Consider the following 26,312-nt stretch of genomic DNA (forward strand, 5'->3'; position numbering starts at 1 on the left):
AGGCACGAGGCAGGGCGGCCAGTCCCGCCGCCCCTAAAAGCCGAGGACCGACATGCCCGCTTCCGTCCCGTCCCGCCGCGCCTTCCTGTGCGGTTGCGCCGCCGGCCTGTCGCTGGCCCTGATGCGGCCGGTCCGGGCGCAGGACGGGGAGACCCCGCCGCCGCTCGGGTTCCGCGAGCTGGCCGACGGCGTCTGGATGCACACGAGTTGGAAGAAGCTCGAGCAGGACTGGGTCCCGACCAACGGCCTGGCCGTGATCGGGCCCGAGGAGGCGCTGCTGATCGACACCGCCTGGACGCCGGCGCAGACCGTGGCGCTGCTGGGGCGGCTGGCGGAGGTGGCGCCGAACCGGCCGGTCAATCTGGTGGTGACCCATGCGCATGACGACCGGCTGGCCGGGCTGGCGGCGGTGCATGCCCGCGGCGGCTGGTCGCTGGCCCGCGACGAGACGGTGAAAGCCGCCGCGGCGCAGGGCGCCGGCACGATCCAGCGGAGCTGGAGCGGCGAATCGACCACGATCACCGCTGCCGGCCGGACGGTCGAGCTGTTCTACCCGGGCCCGGCGCACACCCGCGACAACACCGTCGCCTTCCTGCCGGAGAGCGCTGTGCTGTTCGGCAGTTGCATGATACGGGCGGCCGAGCGGAACACGCTCGGCACCATCGCCGAATCCGACCTCTGCCGCTGGCCGCAATCGGTCGAGGCGGTGATCGCCCGCTACGGCAAAGCGGCGAAGATCGCTGTGCCCGGTGGTGGCGAGCCCGGCGACGCCGAGCTGCTGGCCCGCACCCATCAACTGGCCAAGGCGGAAGCCGCGAAGAGCTGCAGCCCGGCCGGCTGAGTTCAGCCCGCAGCGGCAGCCGCGGTGCGGGCGACACAGTCGCGGCAGCGGCCGAGGATCTCGATGGTGCGGCTGTCGGCGACGAAGCCGATCCGCCCGGTCCAGGCCTCGATCAGCCCGTCGACCGCGGAATCCGTGATCTCCTCCACCCTTCCGCAGTCGCGGCAGATGGCGAATTGCGCAGGATGGGTGTGATGGTGGTCCGGCCCGCCGCACACCACATAGGCGTTGAGCGATTCGATCCGGTGCACCAGGCCGCGGTCGAGCAGCCCCTTCAGCGCCCGGTACACCACCGGCGGGGCGGTGATGCCGTCGCCCTTCATCTCGCGCAGGATGTCGTAGGCGCTGGCGGGCTCGGCGCTCGCCCGCACCAGGTCGAGCACCCGCTGCTGCCAGTGTGACAGGCCGGCGCGCGGGGGCCGGCCGCGGCGGGCGGTTTTCGGTGCCGCGACGGCCTTGCCCTTCGGCGCCGCCGGCGAGCCTTCCAGCTTCTGTCTCATGCCGTCAGTGATAGCATGCGGCATCGCCCCAACGCCATGTCGGCCGATCTTGAAACCGACCGGTCACCCCCCATTTCCTTACTAACGGGAGAGGGATGCCGCGTGGTCCTTCTCCGCAGGCGCCGGGGAACCGGGCCGCCCGAGCCGGGGGTTCCGGCAGCTCGCTCTCAGGAGGAGTGACGATGACGCGGGTGTCGCTGTTCAACAGCCCGCTTCTGCTCGGCTTCGAGCAGTTCGAGCGGACGCTCGACCGGATCGGCAGGACGCCGAGCGACGGCTATCCCCCCTATAACATCGAGCAGATCGGAGAGGACCAGCTTCGCATCACTTTGGCGGTCGCCGGCTTCACCGACGCAGACCTGTCGGTGCAGATCGAGGACAACCAGCTGGTGATCCGCGGCAAGCAGACCGACGACAAGGAGCGCATGTTCCTGCATCGCGGCATCGCCGCCCGCCAGTTCCAGCGCGCCTTCGTGCTGGCCGAGGGCATCGAGGTGACCGGGGCTTCGCTCGACAACGGGCTCCTGAACATCGACCTTCGCCGGCCGGTGCCGGAGGCCAAGGTCCGGACGATCGCCATCAACCGCTCCGCGGCGAAGTCCGACGGCAAGACCGCGATCGACGTCACCACCGACGCCGAAGGCTGAACCGAAACCCGTGATGACCATCATGAACACCAACGCCATCCCCACCTTCACCCAGATGTCGCCGACCGATTTCGCGGCGCTGGGCCTGAACCAGATCGCCTTCGTCAAGCCGGTGGAGGTCGAGGGTGAGCCCGCCTTCGCCGTGCACGGCGCCGACGGCACCCCGCTGGCCGTGGTCAAGGACCGCGACCTGGCCTTCGCCGTGGTCCGGCAGAACGACATGGAGCCGGTCAGCGCCCACTGACCCGGCCTCTCCCGCTGAACCGACGCGAAAGCCCCGCCACCGGCGGGGCTTTCTATTTCACGGCGCCCGCGGTCAGCCCGGCGATGAACCAGCGGCCGACGATGCCGAACAGCAGGACCACCGGGACGGTCGCCAGCGTCGCCCCGGCGAGGAGCAGGCCCCAGTCGATCTGGTACTGGCCGATGATGCCGGCGAAGCCGACCGGCAGGGTGCGGTTGGCGTCGGACAGGATCAGCACCGAGGCGAAGAGATATTCGGTCCAGCTGGCGATGAAGGCGAAGATGGCGACGCTGGCGATGCCGGGCGCGGCCAGCGGCACCATGATCCGGACCAGGATGGCGAGGCGCGAGGCGCCGTCGATCAGTGCCGCCTCCTCCAGCTCCGCCGGGATCGCGGCGAAGAAGCTGCGCATCATCCAGATGGCGAAGGGCGAGGCGAAGGTGACGTTGACCACCACCAGCGCCGCCGGCGTATCGATCAGCCCCGCCTGCGACATCATCCCGTAGAGCGGGATCAGGATCAGGATGCCGGGGAAGGCATAGGCCACCAGCACGGCGCGGAACAGCAGCTCGCGCCCGGGAAAGCGCAGCCGGTAGAAGCCGTAGGCGGCGAGCACGGCGAGCAGCACGGTGATCGCGGTCGAGCCGAGCCCGACCAGCAGGCTGTTGCCGAGATAGCGCGGATAGTCCGAGGCGCCGAGCAGCTTCTCGAAATGACGCAGGGTGAAGGATTCCGGCACCAGGGTCGGCGCCCGGGCGATGATCTCCCGCGGCGCCTTGATCGAGCCGGTGACGATCCACCAGAAGGGCAGCAGCACCAGCACGGCGAGGCCCAGCAGCCCGCCGCCGATCGCCAGGCTCTGGCCGAGGCTCCGCCTCACCCGTCCCCCTTCGGCGCCAGGGCCCGGGTCAGGAGGACGGCCAGGACCATCAGAGCCACGCTGACCAGCACCGACATCGCCGCCGCCTGCCCCAGCCGGTAGGATCTGAAGGCCGTCTCGTAGATCAGCACCGGCAGGGTCTGTGTGGCGCCGGACGGGCCGCCCGCCGTGGTCAGCCAGATGATGTCGAAGACGTTGAAGGACAGCAGCGTGCCGATGACGCCGAGCACCAGCATGGTCGGCTGCAGCAGCGGCCAGGTGATACGGCGGAAGCGCTGCCAGGGGCCGGCGCCGTCGATCGCCGCGGCCTCGTAGAGGTCGGCCGGGATGCGCTGCAGCCCGGCCAGCAGCATCACCGCGACGAAGGGGAACCAGCGCCAGGAGTTGATCACGATCAGGGAGGCCATGGCGCTGCCCGGCCCGGCGAAAAAGCCGACCGGCCGATCGGTCAATCCGAGCGTCACCAGGAGGTAGTTCACCACGCCGCCCGAAGTGCCGAGCAGCCAGCGCCAGATGATGACGACGACGACGGTCGGCACGATCCAGGACAGGATCACCCAGACCCGCACCAGGCGCACGCCGCGGAAGCGCTGGTTCAGCAGCAGCGCGGTGCCGAGGGCCAGCAGCGTCTGCAGCACGGCGTTGCCGGCGACCCACACCAGGCTGCGGCCCAGCGCCGCCCACAGCCGGGCCATGCCGAGCACATCCGCGTAGTTGCCGAACCCGACGAAGCCGCCGTCGGAGCCGATGACGCGGATGTCGCGCAGGCTGATCGCGACCGCGGCGCCGAGCGGATAGAGGATGGTCGCCGCCAGCCACACCAGCACCGGCGCCACCATCAGCCCGCCGGCCACCGCCTCGGCCCGGGCGCGTGTTCGCGCAGACCTCATCGGCCGGTGCCCACCGTCGGTGCTGGAGCGCGTTGCCTTTCCCGCTTGCGGGAGAGGTCGGGCTCGCGCAGCGAGACCGGGTGAGGGCGATGCGGCCGAGACGCCTGGAACCACAGCTTCAGGAGAAAGAGAGGATCACACGCTCGCTCGCGGAACGCCTGTGCTTTCGGCCAGGCCGGCATGCCCTCACCCGGACATCCTTCGGATGTCCGACCTCTCCCGCAAGCGGGAGAGGTTGCGCGAACGACTGCCGAGAGATCCGTGAAGGTCATGGGATGGCGACGGGGCGCAACGGAGCCGCGACGCTCCCCTCCCTTACTTCACCGCCTCCTGCATTCTCGCCTGGCCCTGCTTCACCGCCTCCGCGGCGGGCACCCCGTCGATCACCACCTTCTGCAGCGTCTCGGCCAGGATGTTCTGGGCCGAGATGGCGGCGATGCTGGGGAAGGTGTGGCCGCCGGTGAAGCCGAACAGTGCGCCGTTGCGGCTGTTGGCGATCATCGCCTCGATCTGCGGCTTGTATTTCACCACCAGCGGGTCGCTCCACAGACTTTTCGCCTTGGCCCCGTCGGCGGTGACCGGCAGGAACAGCCCCGGCTCCATGTTCAGGAAGCGGCCATAGGTCTCCGGCTCCAGCAGCCAAGCGATGAAGGTCTCGGCCGCCTTCCGCTTCGCCTCGTCCTTGGCCAGGATCATCACCGCATTGGAATAGGCGATGGTGCCGGACTCCTTGCGGTCGTCGGCGTGCGGAATCGGGGCCACGCCGAGATCCTGGGCGTCGCCCTCGGCCTGGCTGTCATAGGTGCTGATCACGGTGAACTGCAGGATCATGCCGCAGCCGCCGCTGGCGAAGCAGGCCTCGGCCTCACCCCAGGTCCAGCCCGGCGCGTCGGCGGAGGAGTACTGGTAGAGATCCCTGTAGAAGTCGTAGGCCTTCACCGTCTGCGGATTGTCGAAGCGCAGCGTGCCGTCGGGATTGTAGATGTCGGCGGCGCCGGCGTTGACCATCAGGTCGTAGACGGTCTGGTCGGTGTAGAGATGCTTGTTGGCCGGCAGGCCGATGCCGAAGCGGCCGTCCGCGGTCAGCTTCTCCGCCGCCGCCTTCCACTCGCTCCAGGTCTTCGGCGGCGTCAGCCCGGCCTCCTCGAAGACGCTCTTCCGGTACCACAGCGACATCGCCATATTGTACAGCGGTACCGCCCAGACCCCGCCGTCATAGCTGTAGGGCGCCAGCGCGCTGGGCACGAAATGGTGCTGCGCGTCGAGCTGCTTGACGAAGCCTTCGACCGACTGCAGCGCGCCGAGATCCTTCAGGATCGGGGTGAAGTCCGGGATCGCGAACAGCAGGTCCGGCGCGTTGCCGGCGGCGAGCGCGGCCGGTGCCTTGGCGTAGATCTCGCCCCAGCTCTGCGGCTCCTGCTTCACCGCGATCTCGGGGTGGCTCTTGTTGAAGGCGTCGATTAGTTCCTGCACCCGCGCCACGCGGTGCGGCGGCTGCTCCATGTGCCACAGCACCAGCTGCACCGGCGCCGCCTGGGCGGCGGCGCCCCAGATCAGCGCGGCCGCGGCCACGCCCGTCACGATCGACCACTTCGTCGCCATTGCCCTCTCCCCTGTTTGATCCGGCGGCTCCGGATGCGGCGCGTCGTTGGCCGAGCGTCCGCCGGGGCCGCCCCGTTCGGTTACAGATGCGGGTTGCGCGCCCGGTAGCGTTCCACCAGGGCGGCATTGCGTTCCTTCGCCCCCGGCATGTTGGCGCTGATATAGGCCGGCGGCACCTCGCCCGACCGGACCAGCCGCGCCACCGTCTCGCTCAGCACCGCGTTCCAGATGGCGGCGCCCAGCACCGTCGAGATCGGCCCGACGATCAGCCCGTCCGCCGCCGTCACCGACGCGTCGCCGGGCGGACCCTGGTTGTCGATGGCGATCTCGGCGGTCTCGGCCAGGGTCGGGCGGCCTGCCGCCGCGGCGCGGGAATAGGCGATCGAGGTCACGGCCACGACCCGGGCCCCCTTCTCCCGGCCATGGCGCGCCGCCTCCACCGGCACGGCGTTGACGCCGCTGTTGGAGAACACGAACAGCGTGTCGTCCGGACCGATCGGATAACGGCTCAGCAGCGGCGCGGCCAGGCCCGACATCCGCTCCAGCGCCCCCGAGACCACCGCCCCCTCGTGCAGCATCACCGAGGAGGCCAGGATCGGCACCACACAGGCCAGCCCGCCGGCGCGGAAATGCCCTTCCTCCGCCATCAGATGCGAATGGCCGGTGCCGAAGATGTAGATCAGCCCGTCGCGCCGGATGGTCTCGACGCAGGCCGCGGCCGCGGCGCCGATCGCCTCGCCCTGGGTCGCGGTCAGGGCGGCGATGCGGTCGGCGATGCCGGCGAGATAGGCGGCGGCGCCCGGAAGCGTGGCGGCTGCGGTCATGGCTCCGTGGTGTCCGGTGGGGAAAGCCGCGCCCGCATCTTGTAACGGTCGCCGCGATAAGCGGAGCGGACGAATTCTATGGCCTGGCCGGCGGCGTCGACGGTGCGGCGGGTGAAGACCAGGATCGGCGCGCTGCGCGGGATATCGAGGGCGCTGGCGGTCATGACGTCGGGCAGGTCGGCCTCGACCGTCTGCTCCGCCTGCCAGGGCACCAGGCCGTAGTCGCGGCGCAGCACCTCGTACAGCGAGGCGTTGCGGAAATCGTTGCGGTCGAGGATGCCGGGCACCAGCGCCTCCGGCAGCCAGGTGATCTCGAACGCCATCGGCACGGCATCGGCCAGGCGGACTCGCTCTAGCAGCACCAAGTGCGCTCCTTCGGCCACGCCCAGCGCCTCGCGCGGCTCGCCCGTCGCCGGCACCACGGCCTGGCGCAGGATCACGCTGGCAGCGCGGCGGCCGAGCCGGGCCATATCCTCGCTGAAGCCGGTCAGCCGCTGCAGCCGCTGGTCGACCTTCGGCCGGGCGACGAAGCAGCCGCGGCCGATCCGGCTTTCGATCAGCCCGGCATCGGTCAGGCTCTTGAAGGCCTGGCGCACGGTCATCCGGCTGATGCCGAGCTGGTCGGCCAGATCGCGCTCGGAGGGCAGCCGGTCGCCCACGGCGAAGCCGCCGTTGCGGATGCGGTCGGCCAGATCCTCGGCGATCTGCTGATAGATCGGCTTGTCCGTCGACGTGGGCTGTAGGTCGGTCATGGCAGGCCCTGGTGGTCTAGACCACAATTGGCATGATGGAGGCCGATCCGCCCCCCGTCAAGAAAGGTCGGACATACCGGCGGCCATGCGCAACAGCGCATCGCGATGTCCGCCGTAGCGCCTGTAGGCGGCATCGTATTCCTCCCGCAGCGCCGGATCGGGACGATGCGTGCGCCGGATGATGCGGACCCGGCGCGACGCTTCGCCGATCGAGGGATACCACCCGATGCCGGTCCCGGCCAACAGGGCCGCGCCGCAGGCCCCGTATTCGCCGCCGTCCGGGATCTCGACCGGCAGGCCGAGGACATCGGCGATCATCTGCGCCCAGAAGCGGCTGCGGGCGCCGCCGCCGGACAGCAGCACGCTCTGCGGCCGCTCGGCCATCGCGGCGAAGCAGTCGCGGATGGCATAGGCCAGCCCCTCATAGACGGCGCGGACCAGTTCGGGCCGGCCGTGCCCCGGGGCCAGCCCGGCGAACTGGGCCCGGGCCGCGGCCGAGACCGCGGGGGCGATGATGCCGACCTCGCTGAGATAGGGCAGATAGACGGCGCCGCCGGCGCCCGGCCGGGCGGCCTCGGCCAGCGCCTCCAGCGCGGCGTAGGGGTCGGGGTCCCGCGCCAGGTCGGGGCACAGGCTGCGCAGGCACCAGTCGAGGTTGCTGGTGCCGGCGACATTGACCATGCAGCGCAGCCACAGCCCGCCCGGCAGGCTGAACAGCAGGCCGAGATCCGGCGGTTCGAAGGACGGGGCGTCGAGCACCACGCCGTTCAGGCAGGTGGTGCCGAGCACGGTGCAGGCCGAGCCGGCTTCGAGCCCGCCCGAGCCGATGACGCTGGCGGCGACGTCGCCGGCGCCGGTGACGACCGGCGTGCCGGCGCGCAGCCCCGTCTCCACCGCGGCGGCCTCCGCCACCGTGCCGGCGACCGCCTCGGACGCCAGCACCGGCGGCAGCAGGTGACGGTGCGGGCCGAGATTGAACAGCTCCAGCATCGCCTCGCTGCGGTCCTGGGACCTGGCGTCGCCGGGCGCGACCGCCGCCTCGGTCGGGTCGGTGGCGCGCATCCCGGTCAGGCGGAAGCGGAGATAGTCCTTGCAGCCGAAGACGGTGTCGGCCCGGGCCATGACCCCCGGCTCGTGATCCAGCAGCCAGCGCAGCACCGGCAATGTGCAGCCCTGCTGCATGACCGAGCCGGAGGAGGCGAAGATGCGCGACAGGAAGGCCGGATCACCGGCCAGCATCGCTTCGATCCAGGGCTGGCTGCGGCCGTCGTCCCACAGGATGCCGGGGCGCAGCGGCCGGCCTGCGGCGTCGATCACCCAGGCCCCGACCATGGCCCCGGTGACGCCGATCGCGGCGACGGCGGAACCATCCACCCCGGCTTCGGCCAGGACCTGGCGGATGACCGTGGTCGTGGCGGCCCAGACGGTCTCCGGGTCGCTTTCCGACCAGGCAGGGTGCGGGTGCGAGATCTGGGTGCGCCGGATCGCAGCGGCGTGCTGCCGGCCGTCGCGCCCGAACAGCGCGGCCTTGATGACCGAGGTGCCGGCGTCGAGGCCGAGCAGGAACGACGGCATGGCGGAACCGCTGACAAAAGCCGATCCGCTCCGGCTAGCGGAGCGGAGGGCATCGGGTCAAGCGGCGTTCACCGACTCGCTCTGCGACAGGAGGGCGTAGATCGCGTCTGCGCTCTGGCAGCCGCGCAGCTTCTCGCACAGGCCCTCGTCGCGCAGCATGCGGCTGATCCGGGCCAGCGCCTTCAGATGGTCCGCCCCCGCCCCTTCCGGGGCGAGCAGCAGGAACACCAGGTCGACCGGCTGTTCGTCGACCGCATCGAAATCGATCGGCCGCTCCAGCCGGGCGAAGGCGCCGAACACCCCTTGCAGGTTGGGCAGCTTGCCGTGCGGGATGGCGATGCCGCGGCCGACGCCGGTCGAGCCCAGCCGCTCACGCTCCAGCAGCACGTCGAAGATGAATCGCTCGTGCTGGCCGGTCAGCTCGGCGGCACGGCGGGCCAGTTCCTGCAGCGCCTGCTTCTTGCTGGCAGCCTTCAGATTGGCGAGAATCGCCTCGGGGCGAAGAAAATCGATCATGACGGATCGGAGGCGCCGCCCTCAGGCGGCGACATCCTCGGTCCCTTTCGGATCGACCCAGCCGATGTTCCCGTCGGGGCGACGGAACACCATGTTGAGCCGGCCATGGGCCTGGTTGCGGAACATCAGTGCCGGCAGGTCGCCGAGGTCGAGGCGCATCACCGCCTGCAGCACCGTCAGACTCTCGATCGTGGTCGAGACGTCGGCGATCACGATCGGCTGGTTCGGCTCTTCGCCCTCCAGCAGCTCCTCGGATTCGGCCTCGAGGATGTAGGCCTGGGCCGGCAGCGCCGGCTGAGCTTCGCCGTTGTGGTGGTGGTCGCGCAGCCGGCGCTTGTACCGGCGCAGGCGCTTGGCCAGCTTGTCGGCGGCGGCGTCGAAGGCGTGGTACGGACTCTCGGCCTCCGCATTGCTCTGCAGAAGGATGTTGCGGCCGACATGGACCGACAGGTCGCTCCGGATCAGATGCGCGTTGCGCGAAAAAACGACATTCGCTTCGATCGCGTTGTTGAAGTACTTCGCGGTCGTGCTGGTGAGGGCGTCGCGGACATGGGTGCGCAAGGCGTCACCGACGTCGATCTGCTTGCCTCGGACGGTCAGTTGCATGGCTGTCGCTTCACTGCTGCACGATGAAAAATCGGCGCCCAAAAACAACGGGGCGGCCGTGGGGGGCCGCCTTCGGGCGGCGACCGTAGGGATGGGGCGCCTTCCTGTCAACGAAGGGGGCCTGGACCCGGGCTGCGGGGGGAGCGCTCATCGGCTCAAACCCTTCTCACGCCGTCGCTGGACGGAGGATGGTATCCGCATCCCCTCACGGTACTTGGCGACGGTCCGCCGCGCAATGTCGATCCCCTCACCGCGCAGGATTTCGACGATCCGGTCGTCGGACAGGATCGCGTCCGCCGGCTCGGCGTCGATCAGGGACTTGATGCGGTGCCGCACCGCTTCGGCCGAATGCGCGTCGGCGCCGTCGGCCCCCTGGATCGCCTGGGTGAAGAAGTACTTCAGCTCGAACACACCGCGCGGGGTGGCGATCACCTTGTTGGTGGTCACCCGGCTGATCGTGCTCTCATGCATGTCGACCGCCTCGGCCACGTCCTTCAGCGTCAGCGGCTTCAGATGCTGCACGCCACGGACGAAGAAGGCGTCCTGCCGGCGCACGATCTCGGAAGCGACCTTGAGGATGGTGTTGGCGCGCTGGTCGAGGGCGCGCACCAGCCAGTTGGCGTCGGCCAGGCAGGTGCCGACATAGTCGCGCTCGACCTTGCTGCGCGTGCCCCGGCTGATCTCGGCGTGATAGCGGCGGTTGACCAGCACCCGCGGCAGCGTGTCGGCGTTCAGCTCGACCACCCACCCGCCTTCCGGCTGCGGCCGCATCAGGATGTCCGGGATCAGGGTCTGCGCCACCTCATGGTCGAAGGCGGCGCCGGGCTTGGGGTCGAGAGCGCGGATCTCGGCGATCATCTCGGCGAGGTCCTCGGCGTCGACGCCGCACAGCCGCATCACCGCCGGCAGATCGCGCCGGGCCAGGAGGTCGAGATGATCGAGCAGCGTCTGCATCGCCGGGTCCAGGCGATTCCGCTCGGCCAGCTGGATCGCCAGGCATTCGGCCAGGCTGCGGGCGAAGATGCCGGGCGGGTCGAGACGCTGGCAGCGGCGCAGCACCGCCTCGACCCGCTCGGGCGGGCAGCCGAGGCCGGCCGCGACCTCTTCGACCGAGACGCCGAGATAGCCCGTCTCCTCCAGCAGATCGACGAGGCGTGCCGCGATCAGCCGGTCGGCCGGGCCGGGGATCTCGATCGCGATCTGGCTCAGCAGGTGGTCACGCAGGCTCAGCCGCTCCGCCAGCGTCTCCTCGAGGCCCGGCAGATCATCGGCGAAATCCGTCCGGCCGCGCCCGGCGCCGGCGAACTGCGCCTCACCGCCGTAGTCCTCGTTGCGGTCGGTGGCGCTGGACCCGGTGAACAGGTTGCTCCAGTCGGTGTCGAGAGGGGCGTCGGTCGAGACGATGGCCGGCGGCTCCGGCGCGGTCAGCGCGACATCGGCCGCCACCGGCCGCCCAGATTCGGAATCCGGGGGCTCGATGTCGATCCGGTCGCCGGTCCCGTCGCCGCCGTCGTCATCGCGCTCGCCCTCCTCCCGTTCCAGGAGCGGGTTGCGCTCGAGCTCGGCCTCGACGAAGGTCGAGAGCTCGATATTGGACAGCTGCAGCAGCTTGATCGACTGCTGCAGTTGCGGCGTCATGACCAGCGCCTGGCTTTGCCGAAGCCCGAGGCGTTGCGAGATGGCCATGGTCGCCCGACAGTTTACAGGCTGAAGCGTTCGCCCAGATACACGCGCCGCACCTCCTCATTGCCGACGATGTCGGATGGCTTGCCCTCGTCCAGGACACGCCCATCATGGAGGATATAGGCCCGATCGACGATATCGAGCGTTTCGCGCACGTTGTGGTCGGTGATCAGCACGCCGATGCCGCGGTCGCGCAGATGCGCCACCAGGTCGCGGATGTCGCCGACGGCGATCGGATCGATGCCGGCCAGCGGCTCGTCCAGCAGCATGAAATGCGGATGGCTGGCCAGCGCCCGGGCGATCTCGACGCGCCGGCGCTCGCCGCCCGACAGGGCCAGGGCCGGGGTCCGCCGCAGATGGCTGATCGAGAACTCGGCCAGCAGGTCCTCCAGCACCGCCTCCCGCGTCGAGCGGTCCGGCTCGGAGATCTCCAGCACGGCGCGGATGTTCTGCTCGACCGTCAGGCCGCGGAAGATCGAGGCCTCCTGCGGCAGGTAGCCGATGCCGAGCCGGGCGCGGCGGTACATCGGCAGGTCGGTCAGATCCTGGCCGTCCAGGAGGATCGTGCCGTAGTCCGGCTGGATCAGCCCGGTGATCATGTAGAAGCAGGTGGTCTTGCCGGCGCCGTTCGGGCCGAGCAGGCCGACGGCCTCCCCGCGCTGCACCTGCAGGCTGACGCCCCGCAACACCGGGCGCTTCTTGTACTGCTTGCCGAGGTTGCGAGCGACGAGCCCGTCATTCTTGGCGACGAGGCGCGGCGCGGCTGTCGAGTCGGGCGAATGCGGCGGAGTGATCGGTCTGGCCATGCCCGCCCCCTACTTCTTCGGCGCCGGCTGGGCCGGCGCGGCCTGGCCCGGCGCCGCGGGCTGCCCGGGTGTCTTCTGGCTCTCGTCCGGCACCAGCAAGGCCCGGGCGCGGCCGCCCTGACCCGGCCGGGTCAGCAGCTTGCTGACGCCGCTGGCCATGTCGACCTCGGCATAGTCGCCGTTCAGCTGGTTGCCGCCGCGGGTCATGCGCACATTGTCAGTGATGGTCGCGAACTGGCTCTTGACGTCATAGCGACCGGTCTGGCCGGTGACCACGTCGGTAGCCGTGGTCAGCTTGACATTGCCCTCGGCGTCGACCACCGACAGCTCCTTCTCGCCCTTCTCGTTCGGGGCGAAATGGCCGATCAGCGTGTCGGCGCGCAGGGTCTTCTGCTCCTTGGCGCGCACCGCCGTGGCGTTGCCGCGGGCGATCGCCACGTCCTCGGCCTGGCGGTACTGCATGCTGTCGGTCGCGGTGATCACGTCGTCATTGTTGACGAATTTCAGGTTGCCGCCGGTCAGGGTGACGGTCTGGGCGTCAACGTCGTAGACCGCCTTGCCGCTGGTGGCGTTGGTGGTCTCGCCGCGGGTGATCAGCACGTTGCCTTCGGCCGTGGCCCGGAAGATCTCGGTGCTCTTGTCCGGCAGCTCGCGATAATAGGCGGTCAGCACGTCGGCCTTCACCGTCAGGTCGCCGCGCTTGTACACGGCGTTCCCACGGGCGACGTAGGTCTTGTCGTTCTGGTGCCACTCCAGCGCGTCGTCGGCCTGGATCTCCGACGGCTCGCCCTTGCCGCCACCGAGCTGCAGCTGCTGTTGCGCCGCGGCCGGCACGGCCACGGCGGCGAGCAGGACAGCGAGAATCAGCGGACGGATCATTGCGGCGTTCCCTGGAAGGCCTTGTCGGCGCCGGGCTTCAGCAGCAGCTTGGTCGGCCCGGTGAAGATGATGACGTCGCCCTGCTGCTCGACCTTGAAGCCCCCGGCCGACAGCGTACCGAAAGGCCCTTCCGCCGTCACGGGCATGCTGCTGCGCGCGCCCTTGTCGGCCAGATCGATATCCGCGGCGTCGGTGACCATGGTGGTGCCGTCGCTGCGGCGCAGGGTGACGTTGCCGCTGAGATGCACCGATTTGGCGCCGCGGTCCAGCTTGCCGGTCTGGGCGTCGAGATTCAGCACCATGCCGCTCGGCAGCTTCATCTCGCCCTTGGGACGGTTCAGGTCGAACACCTCGTCCTGCACCTGCTTCGCCAGCGTTGCCCAGACCGTATAGGGCCGGGCCGCCTCGTCGACGCCGCTGTAGCGCGGATTCTGGATCTCGCCCGCGGCGGCGGCCGGGCGCGGGGCGCCATCGGAGATGTCGACCTGGGTGTGCTGCAGCTCCGGCCACAGCACGATCAGGGCGACGATGACCAAGCCGATCGCGGGCAGCGCGTATTTCAGCACGCCGACCATGCGGCTGTAGGACCGGCTGATGCTGCCGGCGCGGCCGGCTGCGGCCAGGCGCGCGCGCCGGCCCGCAGCGGTCGCGCTGCGGTTCGCCCCGTCCGGGCCCGGCGACTGCGGCGCCACCACCATGCCTAGCTCAGCCCCGCCCGCAGGCAATCATGCACCCTGAGGATGCCCACCGGCCGGTCCTCCGTCGTGACGAACAGGTTGGTCACCTTGTAGCGGTTCATCAGCCCCAGCGCCTCCGCCGCCAGCGCCGCCGGGCGGATGGTGCGCGGGCCGGGGGTCATCACCTCGCCGGCGACCTGGCCGAGCAGGCCGGCGCTCATGTGCCGGCGCAGGTCGCCGTCGGTGATGACGCCGACCAGGCGGCGGCCGCCGTCGATCACGCCGACGCAGCCGAAGCCGACGCGGCTCATCTCGATGATCGCCTCGTCCATCCGCGTCTCCGGGGTGACCAGCGGCAGCTCGGCCTCGGCGTGCATGATGTCCTGCACCCGGATCAGCCTGGTGCCGAGCGAGCCGCCGGGGTGGAAGACCCGGAAGTCGTCGGAGGAGAAGCCGCGGCGATGCATCAGCGCCACCGCCAGGGCGTCGCCCAGCGCCATCATCATGGTCGTCGAGGTGGTCGGCGCCAGCCCGGTCGGGCACGCCTCCGGCGCCGGCGGCAGCAGCAGCACGGTGTCGCACTGGTCCGCGAGGTTCGACGGCGCCCGGCTGGTCATGCCGATCAGCGGAATGGCGAAGCGTCGGGTATAGGCGATGACATCCGCCAGCTCGGCGGTGTTGCCGGAATTGGACAGCGCCAGCACCACGTCCTGGCGATGGATCATGCCGAGGTCGCCGTGGCTGGCCTCGGCCGGATGCACGAACAGCGCCGCGGTGCCGGTCGATGCCAGCGTCGCCGCGATCTTGCGCGCGACATGGCCGCTCTTGCCGATGCCGCTGACCACGACCCGGCCTTCGGCGCCGAGGATCGTGTCGATGGCCCGGTCGAAGCTGGCGTCGAGCGATTCGGCGAGGCGGTCGAGCGCGTCACGCTCCACCAGCAGCGCCTTGCGGCCGGCCTCGATCCCTGCGGTTGCCACCATGCCTTCTCCCGAATGGTTCACGCCGCGGCTGCTATAGCCGGTCCGGAAGGCGTGGACCACGAACCATCGATTCCGGATCGAACCGGACGAACCCCGTCGGCCCGGCCGATCCACGTACCGCCACAAGACGGCACGAATGTGACCCCATATCGGGCTAGTGGGCGAAGATATCCAGATCCGCCCAGCCGCCGAGGTCGAGCGCGGCTCGCGCCGGCAGGAAGCCGAAGCAGGCCTGGGCCAGCGCCTCGCGCCCCTCGCGCCGCAGCATCTCGTCCAGCTTCGCCTTCAGCGCATGCAGATACAGGACGTCGCTGGCGGCGTAGCGCAGCTGCTCGGGCGTCAATTGGTCGCTGCCCCAGTCCGAGCTCTGCTGCTGCTTGGACAGCTCGACCCCCAGCAGGTCGCGGCACAGATCCTTCAGGCCGTGCCGGTCGGTGAAGGTGCGCACCAGCCGGGACGCGATCTTGGTGCAGTAGACCGGCGCCGTGACCACGCCGAGATAGGCCTGCAGCGCGGCGATGTCGAAGCGGGCGAAGTGGAACAGCTTCAGCCGCGCCGGATCGGTCAGCAGCGCGGCCAGATTCGGCGCGTGATAGGCGCCGCGGCGGAACTGGACGAGATGGACGTCGCCGTCGCCGGCGCTGAGCTGGACCAGGCACAGCCGGTCGCGCACCGGGTTCAGGCCCATGGTCTCGGTGTCGATCGCGATCACGTCGCCGAGATCGAGGCCGTCGGGCAGATCCCCGTCATGCAGAATCGGTTCGGACACCGGTCGCCACCTTCCGTCTTCGGCCGCGGCACCTGTATGGCCGCGGCGCATATCCGGCCGCGGCCCTGGGCCTCCCCCGAAGCTGGACGTCGGCCCCAAAAGGAAAGACCCGCTTGGACAAGCGGGTCGTTGCCACTGCATCGCATCGTCGGGCCCATCAGGAAGATGGTGCCCAGGAGAAGACTCGAACTTCCACGACCTCTCGGCCACAGGTACCTGAAACCTGCGCGTCTACCAATTCCGCCACCTGGGCGATGCGGCGGGCCGTGATGTAGGATGCCACCCCACCCCCTGTCAACAGGGGAATTCGCGCTTTGTGAAAGATTGGTGATTTTGCCGGCCGGGGCGCCCGTCCCTTCGCGTCGCATCGCTTGTTCCCCCGGGGCCGCATGGGTACGGTACGGGCGGATTCGGCGACCGGGCCGGCACGGACCACCTCTGGAACAGGCGCATGATCGTCATCGACCCACTCTTCCGTATCATCGACATCGTGCTGCAGATGTATGTCTGGGTGGTGATCGCCGCCGCCATCCTGAGCTGGCTGGTCGCCTTCAACGTCGTCAACGCGCGCAACCAGGTGGTCTACCAGATCGGCAACGCCCTCTACCGGCTGACCGAGCCGGCGCTGCGGCCGATTCGCCGCTTCCTGCCCAATCTCGGCGGCATCGACATCTCACCGGTGGTGCTGCTGCTGATCATCTATTTCCTGCAGATGGTGCTGCGGAACATCTATGTCGCACTGCTGACGGGATGAGCTTGGCCGTGGCCGGCCCGCTCTTTGTCGCCGGGCCGCGCGGCGTGCGCGTCACGGTGCGGCTGACGCCGCGGGCCGGGCGCAACGCGGTGACCGGGCGCGCGGTCGACGCCGACGGCGCCCCGCTCCTGAAGGCCGCGGTGACGGCGGTGCCGGAGCGCGGCGCCGCGAACGAGGCGCTGGTCGCGCTTCTGGCCAAGAGCTGGCGCCTGCCGAAATCGGCGCTGGCCATCGTCGGCGGCGCCACCGACCGCACCAAGCTGATCGAGATCGACGGCGACGCCGCCCTCGCCGCCCGCCTCGAAGCCTGGGCCGCCGGCTTCCGCAACTAGCGCCGGACGGTGGCCCGGCAGCGATGCACCGTCCCGTCGTCGAGGCTGCCGCGCTCGCCGACCCAGCGGACATTGCAGTTCATCACGTCCGGCGCTGCGGCCAGCGGGGATGAGAAGATGGTGACGCAGCTGTCGCCGGGCTCGCTGCGGCTCAGCCGGCCGGTGCAGACCGTGCCGGCCTCGAAGCGCCAATTGCCCTCGCGCAGCAGGACCGGCCGGCCGTTTCCGTCCAGGCCGCTGAGCGTGTACTTGCCGTTGCGGCGGTATTCGAACAGACGGTCCGGCCCGCCGAGCACGCCCTGCACGAGGAACGGCCGTCCCAGCACCACGCGGTCGAACTCCGCCCGGGTCATGCGGATATATTGCGGATTGGTGTCGAGCGCCGAGGGCGGCGTGCAGGCGGTGAGCCCGAGAACGATCGCCAGACCGGCGACCAGCGCGACCGAACGCATCTTGGCCTCCATTCACGTCCCGCCTCTCCGGGCGACTCGGGCAATTATCTTACGCCGTACTTCGCTTCCGCACCAGATTCCTGTGAATAGTCCACCATTCATCGGACAATAATTTGACAAGCCCGCTGCGGAACCAAACGATGGTAGTCAAACACGCTCGTGCTGTAATCGATTGCATTGCGCGTCGGCCGGACGGGTTGTTAGGCTTCGCGCATCGAACAAATCATCGCCCAGGGAGGGGGTGCTCGGCACCCCACGGAGGAGGAAGACATGAGAGAGATCAAGGGACCGGCCATCTTTCTCGCCCAATTCGCCGGCGACGCCCCACCCTTCAACAGCCTGGACGCCATCGCCGGCTGGGCCGCCGGCCTTGGCTACAAGGGCGTGCAGATCCCGTCCTGGGACGCCCGCCTGTTCGACCTGAAGCGCGCGGCGGAAAGCCAGGATTACTGCGACGAGGTGCTGGGCACGCTGAAGCAGCACGGCCTGGCGCTGACCGAGCTGTCGACCCACCTGCAGGGCCAGCTCGTCGCCGTGCACCCGGCCTATGACGAGGCCTTCGACGGCTTCGCGGCGCCGGAGGTGCGCGGCAACCCGAAGGCGCGGCAGGAATGGGCGGTGCAGCAGCTGCGCTACGCCGCCCAGGCCTCGCGGCGCCTGGGCCTCAAGGCCCACGCCACCTTCTCCGGCGCCCTCGCCTGGCCCTATGTCTATCCCTGGCCGCAGCGCCCGGCCGGGCTGATCGAGACCGCCTTCGACGAGCTGGCGCGGCGCTGGACGCCGATCCTGAACGCCTTCGACGAGGCCGGGGTCGACGTCTGCTACGAGATCCACCCCGGCGAGGACCTGTTCGACGGCCACACCTTCGAGATGTTCCTGGAGCGGGTCGGCAACCACCCGCGCTGCAACATCCTGTACGACCCGAGCCATTTCGTGCTGCAGCAGCTCGACTATCTCGGCTACATCGACCGCTACCACGAGCGGATCCGCGCCTTCCACGTGAAGGATGCGGAGTTCAACCCGACCGCCAGCCAGGGCGTCTATTCCGGCTTCGCCTCCTGGGCCGACCGGGCCGGGCGATTCCGGTCGCTTGGCGACGGCCAAGTCGATTTCGGCGCCATCTTCTCGAAGCTGACGCAGTACGGCTTCGACGGCTGGGCGGTGCTGGAATGGGAGTGCTGCATCAAGCACCCCGAGCAGGGCGCGGCCGAGGGCGCCCCCTTCATCGCCTCGCATCTGATCCGCGTCACCGAGCGCGCCTTCGACGATTTCGCCTCCGGCGGCACCGACGAGGCGGCGAATCGTCGCCTGCTCGGCATCGACCGCTGAGTGGCCAGAGCTAGGGAGGACATCATGGTTTCCGGAACCGCGGAACGGGCGCCCAGCCGGCGCCTGCGTCTGGGCATGATCGGCGGCGGCCGCGACGCCTTCATCGGCGCGGTGCACCGCCTGGCGGCGCGGATGGACGACCGCTGGGAGTTCGTGGCCGGGGCGCTGTCGAGCGACCCGCAGAAGGCCCTGGCCTCGGCCGCCGATCTGCGGCTCGCCCCCGGCCGCGCCTATCCGAGCTGGCAGGCGATGCTGGAAGGCGAGACGAAGCTGCGCGACGGCGGCGGGCCGGCGATCGACGCGGTCGCCATCGTCACCCCGAACCACGTCCACCATGCCCCGGCCAAGGCCTTCCTCGAGGCCGGCTTTCACGTCATCTGCGACAAGCCGATGACGACGACGGTCGCCGATGCCGAGGACCTGGTGGCGGCGGTGCAGAAGAGCGGCCAGGTCTTCGCCCTGACCCACAACTACACCGGCTATCCGATGATCCGGCAGGCCCGGGCGCTGGTGGCCGAGGGCGCGCTGGGCAGGATCCGGCTGGTGCAGGCGGAGTACGCCCAGGACTGGCTGGCGACCAAGACCGAGGACACCGGCAGCAAGCAGGCGGAGTGGCGGGTCGATCCGGCCCGCAGCGGCCCGGCCGGCTGCGTCGGCGACATCGGCACCCATGCCTACAATCTGGCCGGCTTCGTCATCGGCGAGGCCGCCGAAGCGCTGGCCGCCGACCTGCAGAGCTTCGTCCCCGGCCGGCGGCTGGACGACAACGCCCACATCCTGCTGCGCTACGGCAGCGGCGCACGCGGCATGATCTGGGCCAGCCAAGTGGCGAGCGGCAACGAGAACGGGCTGCGCCTGCGCATCTACGGCGAGAAGGCCGGCCTCGAATGGGCGCAGGAGAACCCGAACTATCTGACCTTCATGCCGCTGGGCGAGCCGCATCGCCGCCTGACCCGCGGCGGCCCCGGCAGCGGCCCGGCCGCGGCCCACGCCACCCGCGTGCCCCCCGGCCACCCCGAGGGCTATCTGGAGTGCTTCGCCCAGATCTACAGCGACGCGGCGGAGCAGATCCTGGCCCGGCTGGAGAAGCGCGACCCGGCACCCGACAGCATGCTGGTGCCGACCGTCGAGGACGGCCTGGCCGGCGTGCGCTTCATCGCCGCCTGCGTCGCCTCGTCCCAGAAGGACGCGGCCTGGACGAAGATCTGAGGCCGGGAGATGCGTAGGTCGGGTTCGCCTTCCGGCGAACCCGACATCCCGCCGTCAGCGCTCGCGAGTGTTGGGTTCGCTTACCGCGAACCCAACCTACGTCTGCCATGCAGTCACCGCCGCCGGTCGAGCACGCCCAGCTCTTCCCACATCCAGGTGAAGTCGTAGCTCGGCATCTCGTCGTCAGGATCGAGACGGTTTCGGTGTTCGAGAAAGTTCAGCCAAGCGACCACCTTCTCCTTGCCCTCGGCCGTCCGCGCCGCCTCGCGCGGGGACACCCCGTCCAGCATCCTCATGGGCAGGTCGAGCATCTCCCGGTAATACGCGTCCAGCTCGTCACGGAAGCGCTCCTCGGCCTCGGATGACAGGTCGCTCGGTTCGGGAGCGTCGTCGACGATCGTCGGCCACTGCAGGCCGAGCCGGCGCGGTATACTGTGCTCAAGCCAGATCCGGCTGAACACCGGCGCCGCGCGCATGCTGACGAGTATCTGCGACGCGCTCCGCGCGGCGGCATCGGACTGGGGTTTGCCGGCGTTCCGTGCGATTTCCCCGAGTTCCTGCTGCACCCGCTTCTGCATCTCGGCGAGGGCATCGAGGAGCCGGTCCGCGGCCTCGGCATCGAACACCAGCACGCCGCCGGTTGTTATGGTCCTGCCGCCGTACTCGATCAGCCGAGCCCCGATCCTGTCTCCGGGCTCAGGCGTGCGGATCTCGCGGCGCTCGCTGACACGGATCGGTTCGATGCTTCGGATCAGGTCACGGGCGAGGAAGGATTGGCCGGGGGCGACGTCGCTGACCTCGTAGAGGCCCATCAGCGAGGTTTCGAGCTCCCGTATGTAGCGCTTCGTGGGCACCGTCTCCTTCCAGCCTCGGCGCTTGATGTAGTCGGCGGCGATCGTCTGCCCGTCCGACTCGCGGCTGCGGGTCAGGAAATCCTCGAAGGCGCATCGCCACAGCATCATGAAGTCATGCTCGCCGATGATCGCCATGAGCTCGTCCGGCTCCAGATCGAACGAGTCGCAGCCCGGCTGGACGTGCTCGAGGAACACGTCCTCCCAGACGGCTTTCCAGTCGTCGCGCTGGCCCCACTTGATCAGGCCCGAAAGGTCGATGCCGGTCGCCATGGGAGATTCCTCGTCAGAGGCCGGGGAGTCCGGGTAGCACGCGATGCCGTCGCCTTCCACCCCCCGATCTCGATCCACCGGCCCGGTTGCGTCGCGGCGGCGGCTGTGGTTCGGTGCCGGCGATCTTGTCCCCCAGACCAGAGAGCCGAGCCGATGAGCGCCTTCAAGACCCTCGACGACGTGGATGTGCGCGGCAAGACCGTGCTGGTGCGCGGCGACCTGAACGTGCCGGTCGAGGACGGGCATGTCAGCGACACCACCCGCCTGGACCGGCTGGCCCCGACCATCGCCGAGATCGCCGAGAAGGGCGGCCGCGTCGTGCTGCTGTCGCATTTCGGCCGGCCCAAGGGCGTGACCCCGGAGTTCAGCCTGAAGCCGATCGTGCTGCCGGCGCTGGAGGAGGTGCTGGAGCGGCCGGTCGCCTTCGCCGAGGACTGCGTCGGGCCGAAGGCCGAGGCGGCGGTGAAGGCGCTGAAGGACAGCCAGATCCTGCTGCTGGAGAATGTCCGCTTCCATCCGGAGGAGGAGAAGAACGACCCGGCCTTCGCCAAGGCCCTCGCCGCCCTCGGCGACCTCTACGTCAACGACGCCTTCTCGGCGGCGCACCGCGCCCATGCCTCGACCGAGGGCATCGCCCGCCACCTGCCGGCCGTCGCCGGCCGGCTGATGCAGGCCGAGCTGGACGCGCTGACCGCGGCGCTGGAGGCGCCGAAGCGCCCGGTGCTGGCGATCGTCGGCGGCGCCAAGATCTCGACCAAGCTGGACCTGCTCGGCAACCTCGTCGCCAAGGTCGACCAGCTGGTGCTGGGCGGCGGCATGGCCAACACCTTCCTGGCCGCCCGGGGCGTGAATGTCGGCAAGAGCCTGTGCGAGCACGACATGGCCGACGCCGCGCGGACGATCGCGCAGAAGGCCGAGGCCGCCGGCTGCGAGATCGTGCTGCCGGTCGACGGCGTGGTCGCCCGCGCCTTCGAGGCCGGCGCGCCGAACGAGGCGGTCGACGTCTCGGCCATCCCGGCCGATGCGATGATGCTGGATGTCGGGCCGAAGACCGCGGCGCAGCTGAAGGACCGGCTGGCCAAGGTCGCGACCGTGGTCTGGAACGGGCCGCTCGGCGCCTTCGAGAAGCAGCCCTTCGACGCCGGCACGGTGGCGGTGGCGCGTGCGGCCGCGGATCTCACCCAGGCCGGCAGGATCCTGACCGTGGCCGGCGGCGGCGACACCGTCTCGGCCCTCGGCCATGCCGGGGTGGAGGACCGCTTCTCCTATGTCTCCACCGCCGGCGGCGCCTTCCTGGAATGGCTCGAGGGCAAGGACCTGCCCGGAGTCGCCGCGCTGAAGCGCTGACCGCGATGGGGAGGGCCCTGCCCTCCCCCTACTCCTGCCGGCCGAACTGCCGGTCGAGCCAGTCGAAGGCTTCCGCCTGCGCCTCGGCCCGGAAGATGTGGGCGTTCGGCCAGACCTTGGCGGCGAAGCGCTCCGGCGCGCCGGCATCGGCCCAGACCTTCTCCATTTTGGCGAAGGCCTGGCGCACCGAGGCCACCGGGAACAGGTGGTCGGTCTCGCCGGCATAGAACAGCATCGGCTTCGGCGCCGCGATCGCGGCCGCGTCGGGATAGTCGAACCAGCGGAACATGCCCGGGTGCAGCATGTTGAAGGCCGACTGGCCCTTGAGCTGGTTGTTGCCCGGCACCATCAGCCCATCCAGCGTCGCCATCCAGTTGACCGCGACGCCGGCCGTGACCGTATCGGTCAGGGCCGCGACCTGCCAGGCGCGAAAGGCGCCCATGGAGAAGCCGATGACCGCGACCCGGTCCTTGTCGACTTCGGGCAGCGCGGCGAGATAGCGGGCGGCGCGAACATCCTCCACCGCGATGGTGCCGGCCAGCGACGAGCCGAGATTGAACAGGTTCGAGGCCAGCGCCTGCTGCGAGTCCGGGCCGTTGTTCTGCCGGTCGCCCCAGCCCAGCGCGTCGGTCGCCAGCACGACATAGCCGCGGCGGGCGAGGTCGTCACCGATGAAGCGGCCGGAATAGTACTTGTCGACCCAGGCCTTCGCCGAGGCCAGCCGCGCCTCGTCGCCCCAGGGCTCGACCATCTTCTCCTTGCCGATGTCGAACCTGCCGCCGTGGTCGTGCAGCACCAGCGCGGCCGGGAACGGCCCCTGCCCCTTCGGCACCAGGAGGAGGGCGGCGATGCGGCTGTTGCGGGTGATCGAGAGCACGACCTTGCGGGCGACGTAGCCGCCGCGGTCCTGCTCCTCCACCACCTGCGCGTCGAAGGGCGTGGCGTCGTCCGGCTGGATCAGCAGATCCCAGAACTTCGCCCGCGCCTCCGCCCGCCAGCGCGGGAAATCGCCGCCGGCCTGGTCCCAGGCCAGGGCGAAATGCAGCTGGTCCTTCAGCTTCTGGTAGAAGACCGGGAGGTTGTTCTCGGTCACCCCCTTCGTCTCGTGATCCGCCTCGGCCGCCATCGCGATCCCACCAAAGGTCAGCACAGCCGCAGCCGCGGCCACCTGCGCAAAAGCTCGGACACGCATCGGACGTCTCTCCCCTCCCTCGCCTATTGCGGCGTCGGCCGCATCACGCCGTCGGGGCCGCGGCGCAGCGGGGCGGTCTGCTTGGGCAGCGGCGCGCCCGGGGCCTCGGCGATGGTGACGCCGTGCGGCCAGTCGGCCGGGGCGATGGCGATGTAGCGGGCATAGCCGCCGGTGCCGCCCAGCGGCTTGGCAAAGCCGATCGTGATCAGCGCCCCGGCCTCCGGCACCTGGTCGAGATTCGCCACGCCCTCCGCCTGGGTGAAGTGGTTGTGCATCAGCCAAGCCTCGCCCTCCAGCGTCGGCGTGGCGTCGGTGTCCAGCGGCTCGTGCCCGTGGAACAGGATGCGGCGCTCGAGATGCAGGAACTTCAGCGCGTCCAGCGACACGCCCGGGAACGGCTTGTCATTGAAGTGCTCGACATCCTCCCACTTCTTCGACCAGTCGGTGCGGACCATGACGACGCTGCCCTCCGGGATGGTGCCGTGCTTGCCCTCCCAAGCGGCGATGTCCTCCACCGTCATGGCGTAGCTGGGATCCTTCGCCACCTTCTCATGGATGTCGATCACCACCAGCGGCCGCACCGCGAAGGTCGGCGGCAGGTCGCTGATCGTGGCGCCGTATTCGTCCCAATGCGCCGGCGGGTCGAGCTGGGTGCCGTACTGGTCGGTCGGCAACGAATAGGCCGAGGCGACGAAGCCGTGCTTGGCATAGGTGAACTCGTCGCCCTTCTTGGCGTAGTCCGGCAGCTCGTTGCCGGCGATCGCCGGCTTGAACTCGGCATTGCCGAATCCCGGCCAGACCGGCTGCACCGGCGCGAAGGCGTGGGTCAGGTCGATGTATTTCGCGCTCTTCAGCGTCGAGTCGTAGACGCTCCACAGCCCCTCCGCCGCCTGCGCCGCCGGCACGGCCGCGAGCGCAAGGGACAGGACGGCCGTCGCAGCCGAAATCCGCAGCATGGAAGCCCCCTTCGATGGTTCGCGCGGACGAGCATCGCCCGAGCCCCGGCCGCGCTCCAAGCACGAAGTCGCGGGCCGGCTTGACGGCCCGCCCCCGTCGGCATAAGGCTTGAGGCGTCCTATGAACGGCCCGGAAAGGAGGGTGTGACGATGACTGTCCTTGTCCGCGCGCTCCGCGCCTCCCTTCGCTGCGCCGCCGTTCCGACCGTCTGACAATCCGGGTCCCTCGGCCGGCGCCTGACAGGCTTCCCGATCGAGGATCCGACATTGATCGACCACTATGGCTGGAGTCCGGCGCTCCAGCACGATTTCCGTCCCTTCGTCGCCCGCGGCCTCCAGCCCGCGCGCGTCACCGTGCAGCAGCGCGGCGCCTACCGCCTCGTCACCCCGCTCGGCGAGATGACCGGCGCGTTGTCCGGCCGCTTCGCCCATGAGGCGCTGGAGGGCGACTACCCGGTGGCCGGCGACTGGGTGGCCGCCGCCCTGCGCCCCGAGGAAGGCAGCGCCACCATCCAGGCGCTGCTGCCGCGGCGCAGCGCCTTCACCCGCAAGGCCGCCGGTCCCGGCCGGCCGACCGGCCAGGTGGTGGCGGCCAATGCCGACGTCGCCTTCCTGGTGACCTCGCTGAACGCCGACCTCAACGCCCGGCGGATCGAGCGCTACCTGGCCACCGCCTGGGAAAGCGGCGCCGCGCCCGTCGTGGTGCTGACCAAGGCCGACCTCTGCCCCGACCGCGACGGGGCGCTGGCCGAGATCGAGGCGGTGGCGCTGGGCGTGCCGGTGCATGTCGTCTCCGCCGTCACCGGCGAAGGCATCGACGGCCTGCGCGACGGCTTTGCGCCGGGCCGGACGGCGGTGCTGCTGGGCAGTTCCGGCGTCGGCAAGTCCAGCCTGGTCAACGCCCTGGCCGGGACGGCGCTGATGGCGACCGGCGCGATCCGCGAGGACGATGCCCGCGGCCGCCACACCACCACCCATCGTGAGCTGGTGCTGCTACCCGACGGGCGGCTGGTGCTGGACACGCCGGGCATGCGCGAGCTCGGGCTGTGGGACGCCGGGGACGGCGTCACCGCGACCTTCGCCGATATCGAGGCGCTGGCGGCGGAGTGCCGCTTCGCCGACTGCCGGCACGAGACCGAGCCGGGCTGCGCCGTGCGCGCCGCCCTGGAGGACGGCCGCCTGGACCCGGAGCGCTGGCGTGCCTGGGGCAAGCTGCAGCGCGAGCTGGCGCATCTGGAGCGCAAGGAGGATCCGCTGGCGCGGGAACGGGCGCGCAAGGTCTGGATCCAGCGGCACAAGCAATACCGCGCCGGCAAGAAGCGGGGGGACTGGGGCTGAAGCACGGGCGGGCCGTCATGCGCGCATAACGAAGCCATCCAGGGCCCGCACCGGCCCTGGATACGGCTTCGCCTTGTCGCAATGGCGGCGAGGAAGGATGGCTTGAGGGATCTCGGCCCTGAATGGCAGACGATCCGCAGGCCGCGCTCAGCCGCTGCCCGGTTTCGGCAGCCAGGGAGCGCGGTCGAGCCGTTTGCCGGTCTCGATGTCATACCAGCCCTGGACCGGGATCTTGTCGCTCTCGTCGAGATGCCAGTAGCGGCCGGCATCCGGTCCGTCCTCGGGCCACCAGGGCACGGGGGGCTTGTCGCCGTCCTTGGCCGCCTTCTTCCGCCGTCCGAACCAGTCGGCGCCGGAATACTCCGGGTCCAGCCAGGCCGGGTCGGGGCGGATGCGCAGGTCGCGGCAGAGCTGGAAGACGATCGCCTCCAGCGCATGCTCGGAGAGGGAGAGGTCGGCGTCGATCGCCGGGTCGTCGACCAGCCGCTTCCACATCGCGGCGATCTGCGCCTCGCAGGTCTCGGCATCGAGGTCGCGGTTGGCGGCGACCGAGCAGGCGACGGCGCGGGCCACCCGGTGGCGGCGCGTCTCCTTCGCCGCGGCGC

General features: G+C 70.1%; 29 protein-coding genes and 1 tRNA gene. 9 read left to right on the forward strand and 21 right to left on the reverse strand.

The window, feature by feature from the left end; all coding sequences use genetic code 11:
• Positions 1–52: 52 nt before the first annotated feature.
• On the forward strand, positions 53–841 hold the full coding sequence (locus G537_RS0124705) for an MBL fold metallo-hydrolase (protein ID WP_026872391.1): 789 nt from the start codon (positions 53–55) through the stop codon (positions 839–841).
• Between the two features lie 2 nt (positions 842–843).
• Here the strand turns inward: G537_RS0124705 and G537_RS39705 are convergent, their stop codons facing one another.
• On the reverse strand, positions 844–1,341 hold the full coding sequence (locus tag G537_RS39705; RefSeq protein ID WP_051249070.1) for a Fur family transcriptional regulator: 498 nt from the start codon (positions 1,339–1,341) through the stop codon (positions 844–846).
• Between the two features lie 182 nt (positions 1,342–1,523).
• On the opposite strand from G537_RS39705, the gene G537_RS0124715 reads away from it, so the two are divergent.
• Both G537_RS0124715 and G537_RS0124720 read left to right on the forward strand, forming a co-directional pair.
• The gene (locus G537_RS0124715; protein WP_034852892.1) at positions 1,524–1,988 is read left to right on the forward strand and encodes an Hsp20 family protein; all 465 of its coding nucleotides are present in this window, start codon (positions 1,524–1,526) and stop codon (positions 1,986–1,988) included.
• A 13-nt stretch (positions 1,989–2,001) separates the two neighbouring features.
• Complete coding sequence (locus G537_RS0124720) at positions 2,002–2,232, forward strand: DUF1150 family protein (RefSeq protein WP_051249072.1); 231 nt, start codon at positions 2,002–2,004, stop codon at positions 2,230–2,232.
• 52 nt (positions 2,233–2,284) lie between these two features.
• Here the strand turns inward: G537_RS0124720 and G537_RS0124725 are convergent, their stop codons facing one another.
• The 15 genes from G537_RS0124725 to G537_RS0124795 form a co-directional block, all read right to left on the reverse strand.
• Complete coding sequence (locus G537_RS0124725) at positions 2,285–3,112, reverse strand: carbohydrate ABC transporter permease (protein ID WP_051249074.1); 828 nt, start codon at positions 3,110–3,112, stop codon at positions 2,285–2,287.
• A complete protein-coding gene (locus G537_RS0124730; protein ID WP_034852894.1) occupies positions 3,109–4,002 on the reverse strand; it encodes a carbohydrate ABC transporter permease in 894 nt (297 codons plus the stop codon). Before G537_RS0124730 ends, G537_RS0124725 begins: the two co-directional genes overlap by 4 nt.
• Before the next feature lie 315 nt (positions 4,003–4,317).
• On the reverse strand, positions 4,318–5,604 hold the full coding sequence (locus G537_RS0124735) for an ABC transporter substrate-binding protein (protein ID WP_026872396.1): 1,287 nt from the start codon (positions 5,602–5,604) through the stop codon (positions 4,318–4,320).
• Between the two features lie 80 nt (positions 5,605–5,684).
• A complete protein-coding gene (locus tag G537_RS0124740) occupies positions 5,685–6,428 on the reverse strand; it encodes an SIS domain-containing protein (RefSeq protein ID WP_026872397.1) in 744 nt (247 codons plus the stop codon).
• Positions 6,425–7,180, reverse strand: coding sequence for a GntR family transcriptional regulator (locus G537_RS39710; protein WP_051249076.1), 756 nt, complete (start codon positions 7,178–7,180; stop codon positions 6,425–6,427). Before G537_RS39710 ends, G537_RS0124740 begins: the two co-directional genes overlap by 4 nt.
• A gap of 57 nt (positions 7,181–7,237) precedes the next feature.
• Positions 7,238–8,755, reverse strand: a complete 1,518-nt coding sequence (locus G537_RS39715; protein WP_051249078.1) for an FGGY-family carbohydrate kinase — start codon at positions 8,753–8,755, stop codon at positions 7,238–7,240.
• A 57-nt stretch (positions 8,756–8,812) separates the two neighbouring features.
• A complete protein-coding gene (gene ptsN / locus G537_RS0124755) occupies positions 8,813–9,271 on the reverse strand; it encodes a PTS IIA-like nitrogen regulatory protein PtsN (protein ID WP_026872398.1) in 459 nt (152 codons plus the stop codon).
• Positions 9,272–9,292: 21 nt separating this feature from the next.
• The gene (gene hpf, locus G537_RS0124760; RefSeq protein ID WP_026872399.1) at positions 9,293–9,877 is read right to left on the reverse strand and encodes a ribosome hibernation-promoting factor, HPF/YfiA family; all 585 of its coding nucleotides are present in this window, start codon (positions 9,875–9,877) and stop codon (positions 9,293–9,295) included.
• Between the two features lie 147 nt (positions 9,878–10,024).
• Positions 10,025–11,563 (reverse strand): RNA polymerase factor sigma-54, encoded by a 1,539-nt coding sequence (gene rpoN, locus G537_RS0124765; protein ID WP_026872400.1) that lies wholly within the window; start codon positions 11,561–11,563, stop codon positions 10,025–10,027.
• A 14-nt stretch (positions 11,564–11,577) separates the two neighbouring features.
• Positions 11,578–12,366: an LPS export ABC transporter ATP-binding protein gene (gene lptB, locus G537_RS0124770; RefSeq protein ID WP_051249080.1), complete on the reverse strand. Its 789-nt coding sequence runs from the start codon at positions 12,364–12,366 to the stop codon at positions 11,578–11,580.
• 9 nt (positions 12,367–12,375) lie between these two features.
• Positions 12,376–13,245, reverse strand: a complete 870-nt coding sequence (locus G537_RS0124775; RefSeq protein ID WP_064742206.1) for an LptA/OstA family protein — start codon at positions 13,243–13,245, stop codon at positions 12,376–12,378.
• The gene (gene lptC, locus G537_RS0124780; RefSeq protein ID WP_026872403.1) at positions 13,242–13,943 is read right to left on the reverse strand and encodes an LPS export ABC transporter periplasmic protein LptC; all 702 of its coding nucleotides are present in this window, start codon (positions 13,941–13,943) and stop codon (positions 13,242–13,244) included. Before lptC ends, G537_RS0124775 begins: the two co-directional genes overlap by 4 nt.
• A 2-nt stretch (positions 13,944–13,945) precedes the next feature.
• Complete coding sequence (locus G537_RS0124785) at positions 13,946–14,905, reverse strand: KpsF/GutQ family sugar-phosphate isomerase (RefSeq protein ID WP_026872404.1); 960 nt, start codon at positions 14,903–14,905, stop codon at positions 13,946–13,948.
• A gap of 154 nt (positions 14,906–15,059) precedes the next feature.
• Complete coding sequence (locus G537_RS0124790; RefSeq protein WP_026872405.1) at positions 15,060–15,674, reverse strand: ribonuclease D; 615 nt, start codon at positions 15,672–15,674, stop codon at positions 15,060–15,062.
• A 166-nt stretch (positions 15,675–15,840) separates the two neighbouring features.
• A tRNA-Leu gene (locus tag G537_RS0124795) sits at positions 15,841–15,927 on the reverse strand.
• A gap of 198 nt (positions 15,928–16,125) precedes the next feature.
• On the opposite strand from G537_RS0124795, the gene G537_RS0124800 reads away from it, so the two are divergent.
• Together G537_RS0124800 and G537_RS0124805 are read left to right on the forward strand one after the other, a co-directional pair.
• Positions 16,126–16,428, forward strand: a complete 303-nt coding sequence (locus G537_RS0124800) for a YggT family protein (RefSeq protein WP_034852896.1) — start codon at positions 16,126–16,128, stop codon at positions 16,426–16,428.
• A gap of 8 nt (positions 16,429–16,436) precedes the next feature.
• On the forward strand, positions 16,437–16,760 hold the full coding sequence (locus G537_RS0124805; protein ID WP_342665229.1) for a DUF167 family protein: 324 nt from the start codon (positions 16,437–16,439) through the stop codon (positions 16,758–16,760).
• On the opposite strand, the gene G537_RS0124810 is transcribed toward G537_RS0124805, so the two are convergent.
• Positions 16,757–17,212, reverse strand: a complete 456-nt coding sequence (locus tag G537_RS0124810) for a hypothetical protein (RefSeq protein WP_155888755.1) — start codon at positions 17,210–17,212, stop codon at positions 16,757–16,759. The genes G537_RS0124805 and G537_RS0124810 overlap by 4 nt on opposite strands.
• 270 nt (positions 17,213–17,482) lie before the next feature.
• On the opposite strand from G537_RS0124810, the gene G537_RS0124815 reads away from it, so the two are divergent.
• Positions 17,483–18,541 carry a sugar phosphate isomerase/epimerase family protein gene (locus tag G537_RS0124815; protein ID WP_026872409.1) on the forward strand — a complete coding sequence of 353 codons (1,059 nt, stop codon included), beginning with the start codon at positions 17,483–17,485 and terminating at the stop codon, positions 18,539–18,541.
• 24 nt (positions 18,542–18,565) lie between these two features.
• Positions 18,566–19,750 (forward strand): Gfo/Idh/MocA family protein, encoded by a 1,185-nt coding sequence (locus G537_RS0124820; protein WP_026872410.1) that lies wholly within the window; start codon positions 18,566–18,568, stop codon positions 19,748–19,750.
• A 113-nt stretch (positions 19,751–19,863) separates the two neighbouring features.
• On the opposite strand, the gene G537_RS0124825 is transcribed toward G537_RS0124820, so the two are convergent.
• Positions 19,864–20,874 (reverse strand): DUF7986 domain-containing protein, encoded by a 1,011-nt coding sequence (locus G537_RS0124825; protein WP_026872411.1) that lies wholly within the window; start codon positions 20,872–20,874, stop codon positions 19,864–19,866.
• Between the two features lie 153 nt (positions 20,875–21,027).
• On the opposite strand from G537_RS0124825, the gene G537_RS0124830 reads away from it, so the two are divergent.
• Entirely contained in the window at positions 21,028–22,221 is a 1,194-nt protein-coding gene (locus G537_RS0124830; protein WP_026872412.1) for a phosphoglycerate kinase, read from the forward strand.
• 28 nt (positions 22,222–22,249) lie between these two features.
• Here G537_RS0124830 and G537_RS39720 read toward each other — a convergent pair whose 3' ends face one another.
• Positions 22,250–23,413, reverse strand: a complete 1,164-nt coding sequence (locus G537_RS39720; protein WP_051249084.1) for a dienelactone hydrolase family protein — start codon at positions 23,411–23,413, stop codon at positions 22,250–22,252.
• Positions 23,414–23,436: 23 nt separating this feature from the next.
• Positions 23,437–24,369, reverse strand: coding sequence for a cyclase family protein (locus G537_RS0124840; protein ID WP_026872413.1), 933 nt, complete (start codon positions 24,367–24,369; stop codon positions 23,437–23,439).
• Positions 24,370–24,636: 267 nt separating this feature from the next.
• Between G537_RS0124840 and rsgA the strand changes: the two genes are divergently transcribed.
• Positions 24,637–25,707: a ribosome small subunit-dependent GTPase A gene (gene rsgA, locus G537_RS39725; protein ID WP_034852901.1), complete on the forward strand. Its 1,071-nt coding sequence runs from the start codon at positions 24,637–24,639 to the stop codon at positions 25,705–25,707.
• A 147-nt stretch (positions 25,708–25,854) separates the two neighbouring features.
• Here rsgA and G537_RS44335 read toward each other — a convergent pair.
• On the reverse strand, positions 25,855–26,312 hold a 458-nt coding region (locus G537_RS44335), incomplete at its 5' end, for a hypothetical protein (protein WP_026872019.1).

Origin of the sequence: Inquilinus limosus DSM 16000 (genome assembly GCF_000423185.1) — a bacterium.
In the GTDB taxonomy this organism is placed as follows: domain Bacteria; phylum Pseudomonadota; class Alphaproteobacteria; order DSM-16000; family Inquilinaceae; genus Inquilinus; species Inquilinus limosus.

What these genes read in the sequence shown, in the direction of transcription:
- G537_RS0124825 (WP_026872411.1), bottom strand. Translation starts at nt 20,874, where the DNA reads ATGGCGACCGGCATCGACCTTTCGGGCCTGATCAAGTGGGGCCAGCGC.
- G537_RS0124820 (WP_026872410.1), top strand. Translation starts at nt 18,566, where the DNA reads ATGGTTTCCGGAACCGCGGAACGGGCGCCCAGCCGGCGCCTGCGTCTG.
- ptsN (WP_026872398.1), bottom strand. Translation starts at nt 9,271, where the DNA reads ATGATCGATTTTCTTCGCCCCGAGGCGATTCTCGCCAATCTGAAGGCT.
- lptC (WP_026872403.1), bottom strand. Translation starts at nt 13,943, where the DNA reads ATGGTGGTGGCGCCGCAGTCGCCGGGCCCGGACGGGGCGAACCGCAGC.
- hpf (WP_026872399.1), bottom strand. Translation starts at nt 9,877, where the DNA reads ATGCAACTGACCGTCCGAGGCAAGCAGATCGACGTCGGTGACGCCTTG.
- G537_RS0124730 (WP_034852894.1), bottom strand. Translation starts at nt 4,002, where the DNA reads ATGAGGTCTGCGCGAACACGCGCCCGGGCCGAGGCGGTGGCCGGCGGG.
- G537_RS39715 (WP_051249078.1), bottom strand. Translation starts at nt 8,755, where the DNA reads ATGCCGTCGTTCCTGCTCGGCCTCGACGCCGGCACCTCGGTCATCAAG.
- lptB (WP_051249080.1), bottom strand. Translation starts at nt 12,366, where the DNA reads ATGGCCAGACCGATCACTCCGCCGCATTCGCCCGACTCGACAGCCGCG.
- G537_RS0124785 (WP_026872404.1), bottom strand. Translation starts at nt 14,905, where the DNA reads ATGGTGGCAACCGCAGGGATCGAGGCCGGCCGCAAGGCGCTGCTGGTG.
- G537_RS0124720 (WP_051249072.1), top strand. Translation starts at nt 2,002, where the DNA reads ATGACCATCATGAACACCAACGCCATCCCCACCTTCACCCAGATGTCG.
- G537_RS0124775 (WP_064742206.1), bottom strand. Translation starts at nt 13,245, where the DNA reads ATGATCCGTCCGCTGATTCTCGCTGTCCTGCTCGCCGCCGTGGCCGTG.
- G537_RS39710 (WP_051249076.1), bottom strand. Translation starts at nt 7,180, where the DNA reads ATGACCGACCTACAGCCCACGTCGACGGACAAGCCGATCTATCAGCAG.
- G537_RS39705 (WP_051249070.1), bottom strand. Translation starts at nt 1,341, where the DNA reads ATGAGACAGAAGCTGGAAGGCTCGCCGGCGGCGCCGAAGGGCAAGGCC.
- rpoN (WP_026872400.1), bottom strand. Translation starts at nt 11,563, where the DNA reads ATGGCCATCTCGCAACGCCTCGGGCTTCGGCAAAGCCAGGCGCTGGTC.
- G537_RS0124840 (WP_026872413.1), bottom strand. Translation starts at nt 24,369, where the DNA reads ATGCTGCGGATTTCGGCTGCGACGGCCGTCCTGTCCCTTGCGCTCGCG.
- G537_RS0124715 (WP_034852892.1), top strand. Translation starts at nt 1,524, where the DNA reads ATGACGCGGGTGTCGCTGTTCAACAGCCCGCTTCTGCTCGGCTTCGAG.
- G537_RS0124740 (WP_026872397.1), bottom strand. Translation starts at nt 6,428, where the DNA reads ATGACCGCAGCCGCCACGCTTCCGGGCGCCGCCGCCTATCTCGCCGGC.
- G537_RS0124815 (WP_026872409.1), top strand. Translation starts at nt 17,483, where the DNA reads ATGAGAGAGATCAAGGGACCGGCCATCTTTCTCGCCCAATTCGCCGGC.
- G537_RS0124735 (WP_026872396.1), bottom strand. Translation starts at nt 5,604, where the DNA reads ATGGCGACGAAGTGGTCGATCGTGACGGGCGTGGCCGCGGCCGCGCTG.
- G537_RS0124810 (WP_155888755.1), bottom strand. Translation starts at nt 17,212, where the DNA reads ATGCGTTCGGTCGCGCTGGTCGCCGGTCTGGCGATCGTTCTCGGGCTC.
- G537_RS0124705 (WP_026872391.1), top strand. Translation starts at nt 53, where the DNA reads ATGCCCGCTTCCGTCCCGTCCCGCCGCGCCTTCCTGTGCGGTTGCGCC.
- G537_RS0124800 (WP_034852896.1), top strand. Translation starts at nt 16,126, where the DNA reads ATGATCGTCATCGACCCACTCTTCCGTATCATCGACATCGTGCTGCAG.
- G537_RS0124830 (WP_026872412.1), top strand. Translation starts at nt 21,028, where the DNA reads ATGAGCGCCTTCAAGACCCTCGACGACGTGGATGTGCGCGGCAAGACC.
- G537_RS39720 (WP_051249084.1), bottom strand. Translation starts at nt 23,413, where the DNA reads ATGCGTGTCCGAGCTTTTGCGCAGGTGGCCGCGGCTGCGGCTGTGCTG.